The organism is Streptomyces sp. MK37H, assembly GCF_018035285.1.
GTDB classification, from domain to species: domain Bacteria; phylum Actinomycetota; class Actinomycetes; order Streptomycetales; family Streptomycetaceae; genus Streptomyces; species Streptomyces endocoffeicus.
Genome location: NZ_JAAAYH010000170.1, coordinates 1 through 17,411, shown reverse-complemented (window position 1 = coordinate 17,411; position 17,411 = coordinate 1). Strand labels below are relative to the sequence as shown.

16 protein-coding genes are annotated in these 17,411 nt (G+C 70.4%); 6 read left to right on the top strand and 10 right to left on the bottom strand.

Annotated features, from left to right (window positions below):
* Positions 1 to 134 precede the first annotated feature (134 nt).
* A complete protein-coding gene (locus GWI24_RS23160; RefSeq protein WP_210947838.1) occupies positions 135 to 908 on the bottom strand; it encodes an SDR family oxidoreductase in 774 nt (257 codons plus the stop codon).
* 173 nt (positions 909 to 1,081) lie between these two features.
* Between GWI24_RS23160 and GWI24_RS23155 the strand changes: the two genes are divergently transcribed.
* Positions 1,082 to 2,704: an alkaline phosphatase gene (locus tag GWI24_RS23155; RefSeq protein ID WP_210947837.1), complete on the top strand. Its 1,623-nt coding sequence runs from the start codon at positions 1,082 to 1,084 to the stop codon at positions 2,702 to 2,704.
* 71 nt (positions 2,705 to 2,775) lie between these two features.
* On the opposite strand, the gene GWI24_RS23150 is transcribed toward GWI24_RS23155, so the two are convergent.
* Positions 2,776 to 3,798: a Gfo/Idh/MocA family protein gene (locus GWI24_RS23150; protein WP_210947836.1), complete on the bottom strand. Its 1,023-nt coding sequence runs from the start codon at positions 3,796 to 3,798 to the stop codon at positions 2,776 to 2,778.
* Between the two features lie 84 nt (positions 3,799 to 3,882).
* Between GWI24_RS23150 and GWI24_RS23145 the strand changes: the two genes are divergently transcribed.
* A complete protein-coding gene (locus GWI24_RS23145; protein ID WP_210947835.1) occupies positions 3,883 to 5,214 on the top strand; it encodes a multidrug effflux MFS transporter in 1,332 nt (443 codons plus the stop codon).
* A gap of 8 nt (positions 5,215 to 5,222) precedes the next feature.
* Positions 5,223 to 6,278: a serine hydrolase domain-containing protein gene (locus tag GWI24_RS23140; RefSeq protein ID WP_247616768.1), complete on the top strand. Its 1,056-nt coding sequence runs from the start codon at positions 5,223 to 5,225 to the stop codon at positions 6,276 to 6,278.
* Between the two features lie 224 nt (positions 6,279 to 6,502).
* Here the strand turns inward: GWI24_RS23140 and GWI24_RS46920 are convergent, their stop codons facing one another.
* The 4 genes from GWI24_RS46920 to GWI24_RS23120 all read right to left on the bottom strand — a co-directional run bounded on the left by GWI24_RS46920 (position 6,503) and on the right by GWI24_RS23120 (position 9,482).
* Positions 6,503 to 6,655, bottom strand: a complete 153-nt coding sequence (locus GWI24_RS46920) for a helix-turn-helix domain-containing protein (protein WP_374103332.1) — start codon at positions 6,653 to 6,655, stop codon at positions 6,503 to 6,505.
* Between the two features lie 68 nt (positions 6,656 to 6,723).
* Positions 6,724 to 7,497: a helix-turn-helix domain-containing protein gene (locus GWI24_RS23130; RefSeq protein ID WP_210947833.1), complete on the bottom strand. Its 774-nt coding sequence runs from the start codon at positions 7,495 to 7,497 to the stop codon at positions 6,724 to 6,726.
* Positions 7,498 to 7,586: 89 nt separating this feature from the next.
* Positions 7,587 to 8,015, bottom strand: coding sequence for an ATP-binding protein (locus GWI24_RS23125; RefSeq protein WP_210947832.1), 429 nt, complete (start codon positions 8,013 to 8,015; stop codon positions 7,587 to 7,589).
* Between the two features lie 231 nt (positions 8,016 to 8,246).
* Positions 8,247 to 9,482, bottom strand: a complete 1,236-nt coding sequence (locus GWI24_RS23120) for a helix-turn-helix domain-containing protein (RefSeq protein WP_210947831.1) — start codon at positions 9,480 to 9,482, stop codon at positions 8,247 to 8,249.
* 436 nt (positions 9,483 to 9,918) lie between these two features.
* Between GWI24_RS23120 and GWI24_RS23115 the strand changes: the two genes are divergently transcribed.
* Positions 9,919 to 10,101 (top strand): hypothetical protein, encoded by a 183-nt coding sequence (locus tag GWI24_RS23115; protein WP_210947830.1) that lies wholly within the window; start codon positions 9,919 to 9,921, stop codon positions 10,099 to 10,101.
* Between the two features lie 180 nt (positions 10,102 to 10,281).
* On the opposite strand, the gene GWI24_RS23110 is transcribed toward GWI24_RS23115, so the two are convergent.
* From GWI24_RS23110 to GWI24_RS46915, 3 genes are read right to left on the bottom strand one after another with little or no spacing between them, the layout of a single operon-like run.
* A complete protein-coding gene (locus GWI24_RS23110; RefSeq protein ID WP_210947829.1) occupies positions 10,282 to 11,430 on the bottom strand; it encodes a polyprenyl synthetase family protein in 1,149 nt (382 codons plus the stop codon).
* 20 nt (positions 11,431 to 11,450) lie between these two features.
* Positions 11,451 to 12,665, bottom strand: a complete 1,215-nt coding sequence (fabV, locus tag GWI24_RS23105) for an enoyl-[acyl-carrier-protein] reductase FabV (RefSeq protein ID WP_210947828.1) — start codon at positions 12,663 to 12,665, stop codon at positions 11,451 to 11,453.
* 2 nt (positions 12,666 to 12,667) lie between these two features.
* Positions 12,668 to 12,874: an acyl carrier protein gene (locus GWI24_RS46915; protein WP_374103331.1), complete on the bottom strand. Its 207-nt coding sequence runs from the start codon at positions 12,872 to 12,874 to the stop codon at positions 12,668 to 12,670.
* Between the two features lie 568 nt (positions 12,875 to 13,442).
* On the opposite strand from GWI24_RS46915, the gene GWI24_RS46910 reads away from it, so the two are divergent.
* Positions 13,443 to 14,117 carry a hypothetical protein gene (locus GWI24_RS46910; RefSeq protein ID WP_210947826.1) on the top strand — a complete coding sequence of 225 codons (675 nt, stop codon included), beginning with the start codon at positions 13,443 to 13,445 and terminating at the stop codon, positions 14,115 to 14,117.
* Positions 14,118 to 14,379: 262 nt separating this feature from the next.
* Positions 14,380 to 15,837 (top strand): transcriptional regulator, encoded by a 1,458-nt coding sequence (locus GWI24_RS23090; protein WP_210947825.1) that lies wholly within the window; start codon positions 14,380 to 14,382, stop codon positions 15,835 to 15,837.
* A gap of 635 nt (positions 15,838 to 16,472) precedes the next feature.
* Here the strand turns inward: GWI24_RS23090 and GWI24_RS23085 are convergent.
* The coding region (locus GWI24_RS23085; RefSeq protein ID WP_210947824.1) for a small ribosomal subunit Rsm22 family protein at positions 16,473 to 17,411 on the bottom strand (939 nt) is incomplete at its 5' end.

Sequence of the window (17,411 nt, the reverse complement as noted above, 5' to 3'; positions counted from 1 at the left end):
GCGGTCCTCGAACAGCCCGGGGGGTGGCGAGGGGGTGTCCGGGAACCGCTGTGCCGATGGGGTGAATTGCCCGCATCCTCACACTATCTCCACAATCGGAGGGTTATCTACGATGGGTGACGTTCCCTCATCCGTCAGCCGCGGCCGATGTACGGCATCGCCGTCGCCATGACCGTCGCGAACTGCACATTCGCCTCAAGGGGCAGCGACGCCATATGCCGCACCGTGCGTGCCACGTCCGCGACGTCCATCACGGGCTCGGCCACCACCTCCCCGCTCGCCTGCGGCACACCGGCGGACATCCGCTCGGTCATCTCGGTCGCCGCGTTGCCGATGTCGATCTGCCCGCAGGCGATGCCGTACCGGCGCCCGTCCAGCGACAGCGACTTGGTGAGCCCCGTGATGGCGTGCTTGGTGGCCGTGTACGCCACGCTGTCCGGCCTGGGCACATGTGCCGAGAGCGAGCCATTGTTGATGATCCGTCCGCCTCGGGGATGCTGATCCCGCATCAGCCGGAAGGCCGCCTGTGCGCACAGGAACGCCCCCGTGAGGTTGGTGTCCACGACCGACCGCCAGTCCTCGTAGGCCAGCTCCTCCAGCGGCACGCCGCGCGGGCCGAAGCTGCCCGCGTTGTTGAACAGCAGATCCAGCCGTCCGAACCGCTCCCGCACCGCCGCGAAGAGCGCGTCCACCCGCTCCGGGTCGGCCACGTCCGTCGGCACCACCGGGGCCGGGGGACCGCCACCGGCCAGCCGCGCCGTCTCGGCCAGGGCCTCCTCGCGGCGCCCCGCCAGCGCCACCGACCAGCCCGCCTCGAGGAGTTCGAGCGCCACGGCCCGGCCGACCCCGGAGCCCGCGCCCGTCACCACCGCCACTTTCGACACCACCGACACACGACCGTCGCTCATGGCGACGCAGCGTACGCCACGTCAGTTCACCGTGCGGGTACGCCGATTCGCCGTAAAGGTCCCTTCCGGCAACGGACCTCACCGAGCGGTCATATCGATGTCGTGTGCACGCAAACGCCCGGCCGTCCTCCGGCACTCCAATTCCTCTGACGCCACGAGCCAGGGGAGAGCACATGGCACACGACTCGCACCAGCGCGCCATACGAGCCGCGGCCGCAACGTTGGGACGCCGCCGCTTCCTCACCGTGACGGGGGCTGCCGCCGCGCTCGCCTTCACCACCAACCTGCCCAGCGCCCACGCCGCGCAGGTGTCGCCGCACGCGCTCGCCGACAACCCGTTCACGCTCGGCGTGGCCTCCGGCGACCCGCTGCCCGACGCCGTCGTGCTGTGGACCAGGCTGGCGCCCCGCCCGTACGAGCCGGGCAACGGGCTGCCCGAAGAGGGCACCGTCAAGGTCGAGTGGGAGATCGCCCGCGACGAGAAGTTCCGCCGCGTCGCCCGCCGGGGGACCACCACCGCGCACGCCGAGTTCAACTACACGGTGCACGTGGACGCCAAGGGGCTCGAGCCGGGCCGCGTCTACTGGTACCGCTTCAAGGCCGGGAACTGGACCAGCCCGGTGGGCCGCACCCGCACCACCCCCTCCCTGGGCGCCAAGGTCCAGGAGGTCCGCTTCGGCCTGGTGTCCTGCCAGGCGTACCACGACGGCTACTTCACCGCCTACCGCCACCTGGCGGACGAGGATCTGGACGCCGTCTTCCACGTGGGCGACTACCAGTACGAGTACGCGGTGGGTGCCGCGGGCGGCGCCCGCAACTACACCGACCGCACCCTCCCCGCGGTGTTCAACACCGAGACCATGACGCTCGGGGACTACCGGCTGCGCTACGCGCTCTACAAGTCCGACGAGGACCTCCAGGCCGCCCACGCCGCCTTCCCCTGGTACGTCACCTGGGACGACCACGAGACCGAGAACAACTACGCGGGCGACATCGACGAGAACGGCGGCCCGTCGGACGAGTTCCTGATCCGCCGGGCGGCCGCCTACCGGGCGTACTGGGAGAACATGCCGCTGCGGATGCCGCAGCGGCCGAGCGGCGCCGACATGCGGCTCTACCGCCGCTTCCACTACGGCGAGCTGGCCCAGTTCGACATCCTCGACACCCGCCAGTACCGCTCCAACCAGGCGTACGGCGACGGCTGGCAGTACCCAGGACCGGAGTCCGAGGACCCCTCGCGCACCCTCACCGGCACCGCCCAGGAGCGCTGGCTGCTCGACGGCTTCCAGCGCTCCACCGCCACCTGGAACGTGCTGCCGCAGCAGGTCACCTTCTCCCAGCGGAAGAACACCACGGCCGCGCGCTCCAAGCTCTCCATGGACTCCTGGGACGGCTACCCCGCCTCCCGGGAGCGGATCCTGGCCGGTGTCGAGAAGGCGGGCCTGGACAACTTCGTCGTCCTGACCGGCGATGTCCATGTGCACTACGCCTTCGACATCAAGAAGGACTTCGACGACCCGGGCTCCCGGACCCTGGGCGTGGAGTTCGTCGGCACCTCCGTCAGCAGCGGCAAGGACGGCGCCGACAAGCCCGACAACTGGGCCACGTACATGGCCGCCAACCCGCATATGAAGTTCTACAACGGCCGGCGCGGCTATGTGACGGTCTCGCTGGACGAGGAGCGGGCACGGGCCGACTACAAGACGGTCTCCGCGGTCACGACCCAGGGCGCGCCGCTCACCACGGCGGCGTCGTTCGTCAGCGAGGCCGGGAACCCCGGCCTGAAGCAGGTCTGACGGGCGGGCGGGCCCGGCGCGCACCCCATGCGCCGGGCCGCCCCGCACCCCATGCGCCGGGCCCGCCCCGCTCACGCCTCGTCCTCGTTTGTGTCCGCGTCCGCTCCCGGATACCGCACCCCCAGCCGCTCCCGCGCCGCGTCCAGGGTCCGCATCACCGCCAGCGTGCCGTCCAGCGGCACCAGCGGGGACTCCGTCTCGCCCGCGCGCAGCGCGCGCATCACCTCCGCCGCTTCCCGCTGGTAGGAGCGCAGCCCGTCCACCGCCGTGATCTCCTCCGGATCCCGGCCGGGCCGGTGCAGTACGAACCGCTCCGGGTGGAAGAAGCCGCGCGGGAACTCGATCCGCCCCGCCGTGCCCGTCACCGCCGCCGTCATCGGCGTATCGGCGGTGATCGAGCAGGACAGCAGCGCCACCGCCCCGCTGTCCCAGCCCAGCGCCAGGCCCGTGTTCACATCCACGCCCTCGGGGGAGAGCTGCCCCACCGCCCGTACCTCGTCCGGCTCGCCGAGCAGCAGCTGGGCGAAGGACACCGGATAGACGCCGAGGTCCAGCAGGGCGCCGCCGCCCAGCGCCGGATCGCGCAGCCGGTGGTCCGGGGGATACGGGCCGGGCAGCCCGAAGTCCGCGTGGACCGCCCGGACCTCGCCGATCGCGCCGTCGTGGATCAGCTCGGTCATCCGGCGGACGACCGGATCGCAGTACGTCCACATCGCCTCCATCAGGAAGCGGCCCTGGGCCCGGGCGAGGTCCACCAGCTCCTGGGCCTCGCGGACATTGAGCGTGAACGGCTTCTCGCACAGCACCGCACGCCCCGCCTCCAGGCACAGCCCGGCCGCCGCCCGATGGGCCGAGTGCGGGGTGGCGACATAGATCACATCGATGTCGTCATCGGCGGCCAGCTCCTCCCAGCCGCCGTGGGCGCGGGGTATCCCGAACCGCTCCGCGAACCGCTTCGCCGACTCCGGGCTGCGCGATCCCACCGCCATGACCTGCGCGTCCGCCATCTCCAGCAGATCCGTGGCGAACGAGGCGGCGATCCCACCGGTCGCCAGGATCCCCCACCGCACGGGCTCGGCCTTCGGTCCGGACATCCTCACCTCTGGCTTATTCGGTCGTGAGCACTCCAATTCGGCTGAGAGCATAGACAACGATTCAACGACTCATGGAAGGTCAGCATGCAGCAGCCCGGCCAAACGGCCGCCGCTCCCTCCCGGGCTCCCAGACCCGAACCCTCTTCTCCCCCCTTCTCCGCCGCCGCGCCCCAGGTCACCGCTCCGCTGACCGCGCAGCGCCGTACGAGCCTCCTCGTCACCTTCGTCCTCGGCGGGCTCACCGCTCTCCCCGCCCTCTCGATGGACATGTACCTCCCGGCCCTGCCGGAGGTCACCGACGCGCTCCACAGCTCCGCCGCCACCGCCCAGCTCACCCTCACCGCCTGCCTGATGGGCATGGCGCTCGGCCAGCTCGTCGTCGGCCCGATGAGCGACAAGTGGGGCCGCCGCCGTCCCCTCCTCATCGGCATGGTGATCTACGTCATCGCCACTGCCATCTGCGCCTTCGCGCCCACCGCCGGGCTGCTGATCGGGTTCCGGCTGCTCCAGGGGCTCGCGGGGTCGGCCGGGATCGTGATCGCCCGCGCCGTCGTCCGCGACCTGTACGACGGCATCGCGATGGCCCGCTTCTTCTCCACCCTCATGCTGATCTCCGGCGTCGCGCCCATCGCCGCGCCCGTCATCGGCGGGCAGATCCTGCGCTTCACCGACTGGCGCGGCGTCTTCGTCGTCCTCACCGTGATCGGCGCCCTGCTCACCCTCGTCGTCTGGCGCTTCCTGGGCGAGACCCTGCCCGCGGAGCGCCGCCACGACGGCGGGCTCGGCCAGACGCTCCGTACGATGCGCGGGCTGCTCGCCGACCGCGTCTTCGCCGGATACATGCTCGCGGGCGGCTTCGCCTTCGCCGCCCTCTTCGCCTATGTCTCCGGTTCGTCCTTCGTCGTCCAGGAGATCTACGGCGCCTCGCCGCAGACCTTCAGCCTCCTCTTCGGGCTCAACTCGATCGGCCTCATCGGCATGGGCCAGATCAACGGCCGGGTGCTCGTCGGCCGCGTCAACATGGACAAGGTGCTGGCCGTGGCGCTGACGCTGATCGCCCTCGCGGCGACCGCGCTGCTGATCCTTTCCGCCGGGGTCTTCGGCAAGGCCGGTCTGGGGCCGGTCGCGGCCTGCCTGTTCGTGCTGATGTCGTCGATGGGTCTGGCCATGCCGAACACCAATGCCTCGGCGCTGATGCGCACCCCGCACGCCGCCGGTTCAGCCTCCGCGCTGCTGGGCACCTCCACCTTCCTGCTGGGCGCGGTCGCCTCGCCGCTGGTGGGGATCGCGGGCGAGACCACGGCGGTGCCGATGGCCGTCGTCCAGCTGGGCTGCGCGCTCGCGGCCATGGCCTGCTTCATGGGACTCTGCCGTCCGTGGCAGCGACGAACGAAGCACAGCGTGGCCGTGGTCTGACCCGGCTGCTGGAGACCGTCAGGGCGCTTCCCGAGGGGGAGCGCCCTTGGTGTTCCGGGGTGGCGCTGGCCGCCGGGACCGGCTCCGGCCCGCTGGCCGAGGAGTGCTTCGGCTGGGCGGTGCGCCACGCGGCGTACGACGAGAGCGCCGACCGGGGCGTGGAGCTGCCGCGCGAGCGCTGGGTGCCGGTGCGCCGCGACACCGTCTTCGACCTCGCCTCGCTCACCAAGCTGTTCACCACGATCGTGGCGCTGCGGGCCGTCGAGCGCGGGCCGATCTCGCTGGACGGGCGGGTGGCCGCGTACGCCCCGGAGTGCACGGCCGCCGCCGAGCACGGCATCACCGTGCGGCAGTTGCTCACCCACACCTCCGGGCTGATCCCCGAACTGCCGCTGTACGAGGAGGACGGGCGGGAGCGGGCGCTGGCCCGACTCGCGGCCGAGCCGCCGGCCACCCCGCCCGGCACCGCCCGCCGCTACTCCGACCTCAACTTCCTGCTGCTCCAGCGCGTGGTGGAGCGTTCGGCGGGACAGCCGCTGGACCGGCTCGTCCAGGAGACGGTCACCGGCCCGCTGGGCATGGCCGGCACCCGCTTCAACCCGCCCGCCTCCTGGCTGCCCCGGATCGCGGCCACCGAGGACCAGCGGCGGCCGTGGGGCAAGCTGGACCGGGGGATGCTGCGGGGCGTGGTGCACGACGAGAACGCCTGGGCGCTGGGCGGGGTCGCGGGGCACGCCGGACTCTTCTCGACGGCCGGGGACCTGGCCGTGCTGTGCCGGGCGCTGCTGGCCGGGGGCGGGCCCGTGCTGTCGGCGGAGTCCACCGAGCTGATGCTGACCGCGCCGGGGCTGGGCTTCGAGGTCGACCAGCCGTGGTTCATGGGGGAGTTGGCGGGCCGGGGCGCGGCGGGGCACACCGGGTTCACCGGTACCAGCCTGGTGGTGGACCGTGCCCGTGGGGCCTATCTGGTGCTCCTCGCCACCACCGTGCATCCGCGCCGCCGCCCCGGCGACAGCGCCCCCCGCGCGGCGGCGGCCACGGCGCTGGCCCGCGCCCTGGGCTGACGGCGCGGGCCCAGATCCTGGCTGACCTGTCCTCATCAGCCGTTGGCGTCATGCCAGTTGGCCTGATCCGTTCGCTTGGTTAGCCTATGCCACTGCCGTGTACCCCCGGACGGCCGCGCTGCTCCACCGCCATGAGGAAGACCGCTGTGACGAACCTCCAGGACCCGCAGGACTCTCCGGCCAGCCCGCCCGGTCACGGCGACGGCAGGGGCCCGCAGCACCGGTTACCGCCGCGTACGCGCGATGGCATCCGCAATCCGGTGCAGGCGGCCGGTCTCCAGCCGCGACAATGTGGCGGCTGAGCTGCCGATCGCCCACGCGGCATCACTGCCGTTCACGCCGCGCGAGAGCCGTAGGGCCCGAAGGTAGGCCCCCATGACCAACGCGGCGGCAGCGGGCGCTTCCCCCTCACGCGGGGGCCGGATCGTGCCGTGGAACGCTGTTCTCATCCGGTCCTCCGCGTGGTGGTCAGCAGGTGCAGGCTGCTCACCTTGTGTGCCGGCGCACCGGGCACTGCTGCGCCTTTGCGGTAGAGGCATTCACTGATCACGTCGCTGTCCGAGGCAACGGCGATCAGCGACCTGCCATGCGTCCGCCCCGGGGCAGGGGTGAGGGCCGCGACCGGGCCTGAGATCTCCAGGACGGCCACAACTCGCTTACGCCGGTCCAGGACAGGAGCAGCGACGGTGGCGACACAGTGATCGGGGCCGCTGAAGCCCTGCGCCCAGCCCCGGCGCCGAGTCCGGGTCAGCGTGTCGTCCCTGTAAGGGACGGCAGCGGGTACTCGCACACCGGGCTGGTTCGACTGCCAGGTGAGGAACGTCAGTGTTACGGGATCGGCCCTCAGCGGTTCGAGCATGCCGAGTTGCGAGCGCTGCGGTGCGTGAAGGTCCAGGACCTCGGCGATGCAAACCCGTGTGGCGGGACTGTGGAGCTGGTGGAGGCGGACGGCGAATGCGCCAGTCGCATCACGCAAGGCGACGAGCTTCTCGGCCCATGCGTTCGCCACGGGAACGCCGTCACCCGCAGCCGCCAGCTGGGCGATGCGCGGTCCGAGGGTGACCCGGCCTCCGTCCTGGGCAACCAGCCCCAGACGGGCCATGACTCGGACCAGCCGGAACACAGTACCGCGGGAGATTCCGGTAGCTTCGGCGATCTCGGCCGAGGAGGCTGGGCCCCGTTCGATGACGTCGAGTATGGCGGCGGTCTTCTCGAGCACACCAACGCTATGGCCGGCCGTTTCCGGGGCGGCCCAACGGGGAGTGTCCAGAGGGCTGGAGGCCCGTTGCGGGGGCACGGTCGGGCCAGTCACCGCTCGTCCTCCCCCGCGCCGTCCCCCAGGATTGCCCATACCCGCTTTCCCCATTGCAGCGTGTCGACGCCCCATCCCTGCGCTAAAGCGTCGATCACGGCGAGGCCGCGCCCGTGCTCCTCGGTGGGCAGGGCGGTCTTCAGCTCTGGCTTGTCGTGGCTCTTGTCGATGACCGCGAGGCGCACGCGGCATTCGCTGATGCGGGTCACGGTGACGCGCAGGCATCGGCCACGAGCGTGGTCGACGGCGTTGGAGACCAGCTCAGACACGACGTACTCCGCCTCGCCGGCGAGCTGGGGCAGGTGCCAGGTCTCCAGCACGGTCCGCACCATCCGCCGGGCGTGTGCTGCCGACTCCGGTGTACGAGGAAGGACTTGCGAGTAGGCCGGCACCCCGACAGCGAAGGGCCGGGTGGTGGCGGTCATGACGCTCCGCCCAGCTCAAGGGCGCGGTTTCCAACGGCGACCGACGTGGACACCGCGTCCCACCCTTTGCCGACGAGTAAAGTCTCGACGCCTTGGATGTGCGGCGGTGTCCACGGTAGGAGTTCGAGATTCGATGGCACGTTGGCCCCCGGACGTCATCAGTGATCAGGTGATGACTGACCGTAGGGTCTCGCTGTGTGGGGCAGTGACACAAAGTGTGTCACTCGGCTGTCACACCACGCCGAGCCGCATCCCGAACTCGAACAGTGCCGTTCGACGGGCCGAATTCAACATGGTGTGCGTGGTCTCGCGCACGCCTGCATTCATACGCGTTGCCTGCGGCGCCAGACGCTCTGCCTTGACGAACGCTTCCAGGGCTTGCTCATGCTGTCCGTTGTAGTAGTACGCCCGGCCCACGTCGATGTAGTGGTGACTGCGCCGTTCGGCGGCGTACTGCTTGGGCAGCGAGCGGGTGACGCGCTCCGCACGGCGTACCGCTTCTTGGCCTTTGCCCATCTCCACCGGCAGCGAGACCGACCAGATCGCGGCATTGGTGGGACCAAACTGCAACTGGAAGTCGTTGCGATCCTCGCCCAGCAACTTCGCCTGCTCCTGGGCCTTTTGCAGATGCTGCTCTGCCGTTTTGCTGTCGGTGGCCCTGGCGTGGTTGAGGCTCGCCTTCAGGTGAAAGGCACCGGCCAGTGACACTTTCTCAGGGCTGTCAGCGCCCATGGTGCCGAGCGATGTCAGCGCCTCATCGATGAGGCGGCCGGCCTCGTCGTGCTCCCCGATGGACAGGAATTCGCCCGCGTCATACCAGCGCGCGGCGAGAATGCGAAGCGGATCCTCGGTCTTCTCCGCCGACCACAGCACCCGCTCCGTCGCGAGGGTAGCGTCAGAACTCCGGCCCAACTTGTGCAAGTACTGCATGGCGCACTCGTACGCCGAGGCGAGCAGGTCATACGCCTCACGCTGTCCATCCCCGGTACTCACCTCTACCGCGACCTGGAGGTCCCGTAGGAGGGCAGGGAGCACGTCGCTGAGCTTGGCCAGGGCGGCGCGCTGCCGATGCCCGTTCGCTGTGGCAACGCGCTCGCGAAGCTTGCCCAGGTCCACCTCAGCTGCCTCTTGGTCAGTAGGCCGAGATGGGCGCCCATGACGCAACAGAGCCCGGCGTACAGCGCCGACAGAGGCGAGGGCGGCCTGGCCGTCAAGGTCGGAGTCGGGCGGCGCGTAGGGCTGCCCAGTGATCTCGGTGGGGTGGCAGTCCAACGCCTTGGAAAAGGCGAGGATCACGTCGGCGCGGTCCAGACTGCGCTGGCCCTGTTCGAATTTCCTCACGGCTGAAAGAGAGTACCCACTTACCTCGCTGAGTTTGCGCTGATCCCAGCGACGGCGCATACGTAGACGCTTGAGCCGCTGCCCGTTCGTCTGTGCGCCCTCCGGCGTGTCGGTCTGATGGGGCATACTGTGTGCTCCGTTCTGACGTAGACACTCAGACGGTACTCCCGGCCCCGCCGGGCGCGCGACGATCGGCCCTCGCTTCTGCGGGGGCCGACGTGTTTGCGGAGCCCAGGCGGCGGCAAGAGTCACGCGGGCGCCTGATGCACCGCGCTTATGATCCAAGAAATTCCCGACAGACTCATCACGCTCCAGCAGGCCACAGAGACCGAATACTCCGCGCGCAACGGGCTCCCAGGCGATGAGTGGGAACGCCAGTGGACGCGGTGGCGCGACGCCGCCACCGTGAGCCAGGCGGCCATCATCGAGCACGCCGAGGATGCCGAGCTCAACCGGGCCGCGTTGGAGGCTGCGGTGAAGACAGCCGTGCGGCACCCCTGGCCTCCGAATGGGCCAGCACGGGCCGCGGCCGGTGTCGGTGCCTCACCGTACGGTGGGTCGCATGCCCACCTTCCGGCCGCAAGGCCGTGTGACCTCCCCTGCCCTGGAAGAGATCAACGACCGTATCCGGCTCCTCATGGACGAGCCCGCCAGCCAGCGGCGGGCTGAGGAGTACACGCGACTGCTGGTGCTGTGGGCCGAGGCCACCACGGCGAACGGGTCTGACTGGGGCAAGGCGGCCTGACCCGCCGCCTTGGATGCGAAGACCAGGGCCCGTTATTGGCCTTCCATCAACAAGACGGCGCCCCGCCTGGGTTCCATGCCAGCGGGGCGCCGTCCGTGCAAGCAGCCAGCAGCACGGTTGATAGAACGCGGTCACCGTAGCTGTGGGCCCCGACACGCCCGCGGCACCGGCATCATCCGCCTACCGGCTGGTAAGGGTTTCCAGGTCCGGGCGTGCCTCCAGGTACAACCGGCTCTCGTGCGACGTCGGGTCGTACAGCGCGGTCATGTAGCGGAACGTGGCGTGAAGCGCGGTGCGGACGTCGACGGGCAGGTGCGTGTCGGCTGTGATGCGCTCCCGTGACTGGGCGTGGAGTTCCAGGATGAGCCCGGCGCAGCAGTCGGCCGCCTTGCTCTGTTCGATGAGGTCGACGATGGCGGTGAGGTCGTCGTCGCCCCCGTTGAGGTATGCCAGCATCCGGGCGCACTGGTCGCTGGGCAGCCGGTCCAGGGCGGCCCGGACGAGGGCCGTGCGGCGGCGCCGGGCCAGGTCGCTGGTGTTGGCAAGGGTCAGGGCTGAGCTGGTCTGTTCCCCCAGCTCCTGGACGCGGGCGAGCTCGCGGAATCCGGCGACGTCATTCTGTACCTGGAAGCCCTGGCAGAGGGGAATGCCGGCCTCGGTGATGCGGTCGAGGCCGGCGTCATCGAGCTCGGCGAGGGCACCGGCGAGGTGCAGGGAGCACAGCAGGTAGGGGGCGAACTGTCCCGCGTGGATGCGGAGGATGTCCGCCTCTGTGACGCGTCCGGGGTCCTGGCATGCGTCGAGATGGAGTTGCTCGGCCTGGCCAGCTGCTACCAGTGCCGTGGTGTGCTGGAACAGCTCGGCCAGGCGCACCCGGAGGGGTTGCGGCAGGGCGGTCCGGAGGATGGGCAGCGGGGCGAGTCCGGCGAGGACATCGCCGGCGAACAGGGCTGCGCTTCGTGCTTCGTCGCCGAAGCTGGGGATGAGGGCGTGGTGCGCGGTGGGCCGACCGCCACGGATGGTGTCGCCGTCCACGATGTCGTCGTGGAGGAGGATCGCGCCGTGGCGGATTTCCAGCGCGGCCGCGATAGCGGTGAGGTCGTCGTCGCGGATGTCGTCCTGGTGGTGAAGGGCGTGGGCGGTGTGGAGGAACGCCATGCCCAGCAGCCGCTTGCTCGGCCGGGTGACGTACACGGCCGCCGCCTCGTGGACGGCCGGGTCACTGATCCGGGCCGTGGCCCGGCGCAGGTCGGTGTCTGCGAAGTGGGCCAAGAACTGTTCGAGCTGCTGCTGCCAGCGGATGAGGTCTTGATCGGTCGGCAGACGCATGGCGTTCCTCCAAGTGTGGGTCAGGGCGTGTGAGTGGGCCACGAGACGGCCGTTTCTGCCGACCGGGCGTAGTCAATGCCGGGCACGTCGAACCCGTAGAGACGGCGCACCTCCGCCTGGAACCAGTCGAGGGCGGCAAGCTCGGCGATGTTGCCGGTGGTGGCTTCCTTCCAGCGCTCGGCCACGGCGGCCTGGACGTCATCGGTCAGCTCCCAGGTGTCCAGTCGGACGCGGCCCTCGTCATCGACGGTCAGCGGTGCGGTACCGGTGAGCTGGTCCCACAGGTCGGCGAGCTGACCGGCCGGCGGTACGAGGGCATCCCCGAGGACGCCGCGCAGCAGTCCGACGTACAAGGCGATGCCGGGGATGGCGGTGGAGGACTGGGTGACGGCGGCACCGTTGACGGAGGTCACCGCGCGGCCTCCGACGAGCTTGCCCAGGCGCTCGTTCAGGGTGCGAGCGGTGGCTTCCAAGTGGGCCTTCGCCGCGCCGATGGTGCCCTGCCGGTAGATCGCGGCCGTGAGCGGGGAGCCGATGTAGGACAGGGCCGCGGTGGTGAAGCCCTCGGCGAGCAGACCGCGGTCGGCGAGGTGACTGATCCACCGGTCCCAGTCGGCGCCGCCCATGACCCCGACGGTCTGTTGGATGTCGTCTCCTTCGGCCGGCGCGGTCTCTACCTCGCGGACCTCCGGTGCTCCCTCGTCGCCGAAGACGAGGGTCTTGGTGCGGTACGCCTGCCCGATCGGCTTGAGGACCGAGGCGTACGTGATACCGGTATCGGGGTCGGTGCGGCGGGGCGCGGCGACGGAATAGATCAGGTAGTCCAGCCGTCCGCCGAAGCGCTCCTTGATCAGGTCGCCAGTATGGCTCTTCATGGAGTCGGCGAACGCGTCACCGTTGAGAAAGACCATGTCCCGCCCGGCGGCTCCGGCAAGGTCGGCGGTGGCGGCGGTGCGGTACCAGCCCGCCGTGGCGCTGCGCCGCTCGGTGGGTGCCTTCTCGAAGCAGATGCCGATGCCGCGGATCCCGGCCCGCTTCAGCCCGGCGACCGTGGCCGCCAGCCCGTACCCGGCCGAGGACCCGATAACGAGCGCCACCGGCCCATCTCCGGTCGGTGCCGTGGCAGGGGCGGGGATGGCCTGCCACATGTCCTCAACCAGGCGTGTGCAGCCGGCCGGGTGGGAGTCGAGGAAGAGGAAGCCGCGGTTGCGGGGGGCGATGACGCGTTCGCTCACGATCAGGTCCTTACGGTCGGTTCGGACACAGGAACGGTGGCCGTGAGGCGGTCCACCGCGTCCTGTAAGTCTGCAACCGACTGAATACGCGCCGTGACTTCATCCGGCACAATGATCGCGAGCCGGTCTTGGACTATTTCCACCATTTCGAGTAGCGCGAGACTGTCCACCCCGAGGTCCTGAAGGAGAGTCTCCCTCCGCGCGCACACCTCCTGCGGCTGCTCCGAGATCTGCGCCAGGACCCCGATCACGACCGCCTCCGTGTCCGCACTCACCGGTCGCCCCAGGTCGACTCAACCCGGGCGAGCAGGGAGGTGGTGGGGATGACTGGAGCGGACGGATGCCCGGTCTTCTCCCCCGTGATCGCGTCGTACTGGTCGATGAGCAGGGCGCAGGAGTCGCAGAACGAGGTGCAGGTGGTGTTCTTCGTGTAGGAGGGGGGACCACCTCGTGCAGGGCCTTCAGGCCGCGGCCGGCCCGGACCCGGGCGATATAGGCGGAGTCGTTCGCGCGGGCGAGGACGTCCCTGGCGCGCTCCCGAAGCAGGTTCCCGAAGGCCAGCTTCTCCGGCACGTTGAAGGCGGCGCAGGAGTACCAGCAGCCGTCCTGCTTCATCAGGGAGGTTGGCAGCACGTAGGCCCCGACAGTGGGCGCGAAGCAGTCGAAACACCGGTCCATCCACCGCGAGACGGATGTCGTGCCGGGCCGGGTCACCTCCGCCTGCTCGTCGAGGCGTTCGTTGTTCAGGTAGACCCGCATGGTGGAGTGGACCCGGTCGTGCGGGAAGTCGCCGTATGCCTTCTCGTAGACCGCCATCAGGTCATCGACCTTGTGCTCGCGGGTCGCGGGGTCGGCGAGCGAGGAGACGGCGATGTTCAGTTCCCTGTCGCTGTAGTGGGTCACCGCGTGGCGGATGATCCGCGCGATGTCCTCCAGCGGGGTGGCCTGCTCGCCGATGGACAGCATCAGCAGCGGGACGAACAGACGTGCCTCGAGGAATCCGGCCTTCTCCAGGCGTTCGAAGACCGGCCCGCACCGCCCGCGTGTCCCCCAGATGCCGTTGGTGGTCAGCTTGGAGATGTCGATTCGGCGGTCCCGCGCGCCTTCCAGGAGCAGCAGCAGCGCTCGCCACGCAGTGAAGGGCTCGCCCCCGGTGATCGCGAGCGACGGCAGCCCGATGGAGGCGAACTGGTCGAGCAGAAAGCGGAGCTGCCCATCGGTGAGCGTGCGGCCCTCGGCCAGCGTCAGCGCCCCCATCCCGCACGTCGGGCAGTGGTCGTTGCACTTGGTGGTGAGTTCGATCTCGATCCGCATCGGCAGATACGGGGAGGACGGATCCAGCCCGGCCCCGGCCCAGCCCTTCCGAATGCGGTCGAAGACGTCCGGGACCTTGACCGCATACTTCCCCCGAAACGGCTCCACCGGCCCCTGACCCTCCACGAACAGGTATGACCCTTCCTTGATCACCTCATGGCTCCCTTCCCGCTGCGATCTGATCTGGCGTCAGGGATGGGAGTCTGGGCTCAGCACAGTGGGCGGCGGCAGGGAGCGCGCCGGCGGCACTTGAGAAGCGCCCAGTGCGGCGCGCAGGGGGAGCGGAAGGGGAGCGGAGTCCCGGGCGTGACGCGGAAGCGCTCCCCGAACCCAAGCCGGTGCACTACTGTCGGTTACATACCGTTCACAGTGAGATCGCGCCTGCGGTGGAGGCCCTGCCATGCCGACCGAGCCCGTGACCGACAGTCCCCCGCGATCCGGGGAGTCAGCATTCGCCTACTGGTTCCGTATCTGCGGCTTCACCAAAAAGGGTCTGGCCGCAGCCGTCGCCGAACGGGCCCGCACCACCGGCCACCCTCACATCCGCCCCGACGGATCCCGGGTACGCCGCTGGCTGGGCGGAGAACAACCGCGCCAGCCCGTACCCGACCTCCTGGCAGACGTCTTCTCCGCCCGCCTCGGCCGCCATCTGACCGCCGCGGACCTCGGGTTGGCCGAGGCCCGACCGGACGACCTCACTCCCTACCGGGGCCCGGCCGAAATCCTGACCGAACTGGACCGGGCCACCGCCGCCAACCTCACCCGGCGGCCCTGTCCCTCCCAAACGTCCACGCGCTACGACGAGCTGGGCCGCATTGAGGTCCCCCCCTACGCCCCCGACCATCTGCTGACCGCCCTGGACTCTTGGGCGTACGCGCGGCCCCATGCGCTCCCCGGAACCGACAACACCACCCACGGGCGGCGGCTCGGCGCAGCGGACGCCGCTCGTATCGCCGACTACACCACCGTCTTCAGAAAGCTCGACAACCTCCACGGCGGCGGCAGCACGCTGCACTCCGCGACCGGCCAACTGGCCTGGGCCACCAACAAGATCCGGGAAGGCCGCTACACCGAAATCGCAGGCCGAGCCCTCTTCCGGGAACTCGCCGATCTCGCTGGCTGTGTCGGTTGGATGTCCCACGACGCCGCCCAGTGGCCATCCGCCATCCGCCACCTCACCCTGGCCGTCCACGCAGCCCGGGAAGGCAGCGACCGCGCCCTCACCGCGCACCTCCTCCAATGCCTCGCCCGGATCTGGGGCTACCTCGGCCGCCCGGACACCGCCGCGGACTGCATCGCCCTGGCCCTGTATGGCACACGCCACGGCACCCACCCCGTCCTTCGAGCGGGGCTGCACTCTCTGGCCGGGCGCTTCGCCGCGCTCCAGGGCGACAGCAGAGAGGCCCTGCGCAACGTGCGCCACGCCCAGGAAATCTGGGCTGAAGACACCTCCGAGGAGCTGCCCGCCTACGCGGCCTACCTCGACCACGCCGAGCTCTCCTCCACCCTCGGTGAGGTTCTGCTGTTCCTCGCCCGCACCAGCGCCCGCCCCCAGCACGCCGTCACCGCCGTCGGGCTGCTCAACACCGCCGCGGTCGAACGCGGCGAGGGCCGTACGCGCTCACAAGCGTTCGACGCCATAGCGGCAGCGCGTGCCCTATTCGTCGTCGGCGACATCGACGCCGCTTGCGACGCCGGCCGCCGGGCTATCGAGGTGGGCAGCAGCGTGGACTCCGCCCGGGTCCGCCGCCGCTTTCAGGACCTGGCCCGCGAAGCAGCACCACATCAGGCCACACCAGCCGTACGCACCCTGCGTGAAGCACTCCTTGTCGCCGGCACGGACACCGCTCACCGCTAACGGAACAACGGGCATGCCTTCTCTCCTTGGCCGACGTCACTGCCCATGGCGCGGGTAGGTGCAGCTACGGCGGGGGCGTCCGAACCTCGCTCATCCTCGTCGGAGCACAGGCGGGCAAGGCGCTCGTTCCCTCCGCGGCGCCATCCGTCCACTGATCACCCTCGGCATCACGTGATCAACCAGGACACGTCACCTGGACGACGCGGCCCCGGAGGTCGAAGCGCAGTGAGACAACGCCTGCCTCAGCCAGTCCTCTTGCCAGACGAGTGAAGAACCCGCCTTCTTCACGGGTGACGCCACCGCCGTGTACGAGGACGACAGCTCGCGAGGTTGGTATGCCAGGGCCCGCTAGCATCTCGCCAGGTGCGGCCCATCGAGCGTCCGAAGCGCCACGCTGTCAGATGTAGGTATAGCGCGAGCCTACGCTGAGGCATCGATATGCGGCTCCGCCGCGTGGTCCGCCGGACACCCCGGAGGAGCGTGCCCCGAAGGGGCGCGGGGCTGTATCGATGTGCGGCTCCGCCGCGTGGGTGCGAGCAGCCGCGACGGCGCCGCGGACGATCGGCGGCAGGTCAGGGCACTCCCAGCGGAGGGCTGACAGGTCAAGGCATCCAGCGGAGCGCTGAGCGGAGCGCCTAGCGGGGCGGCTCCTCCTCGGGCGGCCAGATATCGCCCCAGGACACATCGCGGGCGGCCCGGTACAGCTGCCCCTGACGCTTGGTCACCGTGGTGCGCCCCAGCCCCTCCTCGGGCGCACACAGGTCCAGCAGCACCTGGCCCTTGCGGATCTGCGGGCGGCGCACCACCCGCGCCCCGGCGGGCGTCGCGTCGAACCGTACGGCCGCGACATAGCTGAACTTCTCGTCCTCGTACGGCAGCGAACCGCCCTTGACCCGCCGGTGGAGGGAGGAGCGGCGGACCCGGGTGGCGAAGTGGCACCAGTCGGCGCCGGGCTCGATCGGGCAGGACGCGCCGTGCGGGCAGGGGGCGACGATCCGCAGCCCGGCGGCCAGCAGCCGGTCCCGGGCCTCGCGGATCCGCAGATAGCCCTCGGGGGTGCCCGGTTCGACCAGTACTACGGCCTGCGCTGCGCGCGCCGCCTCGGCCACGACGGCGTGCCGGTCGGCCTCGGTCAGCTCGCCCAGCACATAGCTGACGGTGACCAGGTCGGTCCCGTCCGGCAGCGCGAGGCCGTCGCCGATGGCCCGGCGCTGCCAGCGGGCGGTGCGCAGTGTCTCGGAGGGCGCCTGCCGGGCCAGTTCGCGGCCGAGGGTCAGCGCGGGCTCGGCCCAGTCCAGGACCGTGGTGGTGTGCCCGGCCCGCGGCCAGGCGGCGGCCACCGCCCAACTGGCCGCGCCGGTACCGCCGCCGATGTCGATGTGCGTGGCCGGGGCCCACTCGGGCGTACGGGCGCGGAAGGCGTCGAGGGCGGCGCGCACGGCCTCGAAGGTCGCGGGCATCCGGTACGCGGCGTACGCGGCGACGTCGGAGCGGTCGCGCAGCACGGGCGCGTCGGTCGGGGTGCGCCCCCGGTAGTGGCCGATCAGCCGGTCGACCGCCTGGGCCGCCTGGCG

Bases quoted from the DNA above. Each gene is read 5' to 3' on its own strand.
- GWI24_RS23160 (WP_210947838.1), bottom strand. From the start codon at position 908: ATGAGCGACGGTCGTGTGTCGGTGGTGTCGAAAGTGGCGGTGGTGACG.
- GWI24_RS23155 (WP_210947837.1), top strand. From the start codon at position 1,082: ATGGCACACGACTCGCACCAGCGCGCCATACGAGCCGCGGCCGCAACG.
- GWI24_RS23150 (WP_210947836.1), bottom strand. From the start codon at position 3,798: ATGTCCGGACCGAAGGCCGAGCCCGTGCGGTGGGGGATCCTGGCGACC.
- GWI24_RS23145 (WP_210947835.1), top strand. From the start codon at position 3,883: ATGCAGCAGCCCGGCCAAACGGCCGCCGCTCCCTCCCGGGCTCCCAGA.
- GWI24_RS46920 (WP_374103332.1), bottom strand. From the start codon at position 6,655: ATGGGGGCCTACCTTCGGGCCCTACGGCTCTCGCGCGGCGTGAACGGC.
- GWI24_RS23125 (WP_210947832.1), bottom strand. From the start codon at position 8,015: ATGACCGCCACCACCCGGCCCTTCGCTGTCGGGGTGCCGGCCTACTCG.
- GWI24_RS23120 (WP_210947831.1), bottom strand. From the start codon at position 9,482: ATGCCCCATCAGACCGACACGCCGGAGGGCGCACAGACGAACGGGCAG.
- GWI24_RS23115 (WP_210947830.1), top strand. From the start codon at position 9,919: ATGCCCACCTTCCGGCCGCAAGGCCGTGTGACCTCCCCTGCCCTGGAA.
- GWI24_RS23110 (WP_210947829.1), bottom strand. From the start codon at position 11,430: ATGCGTCTGCCGACCGATCAAGACCTCATCCGCTGGCAGCAGCAGCTC.
- GWI24_RS23090 (WP_210947825.1), top strand. From the start codon at position 14,380: ATGCCGACCGAGCCCGTGACCGACAGTCCCCCGCGATCCGGGGAGTCA.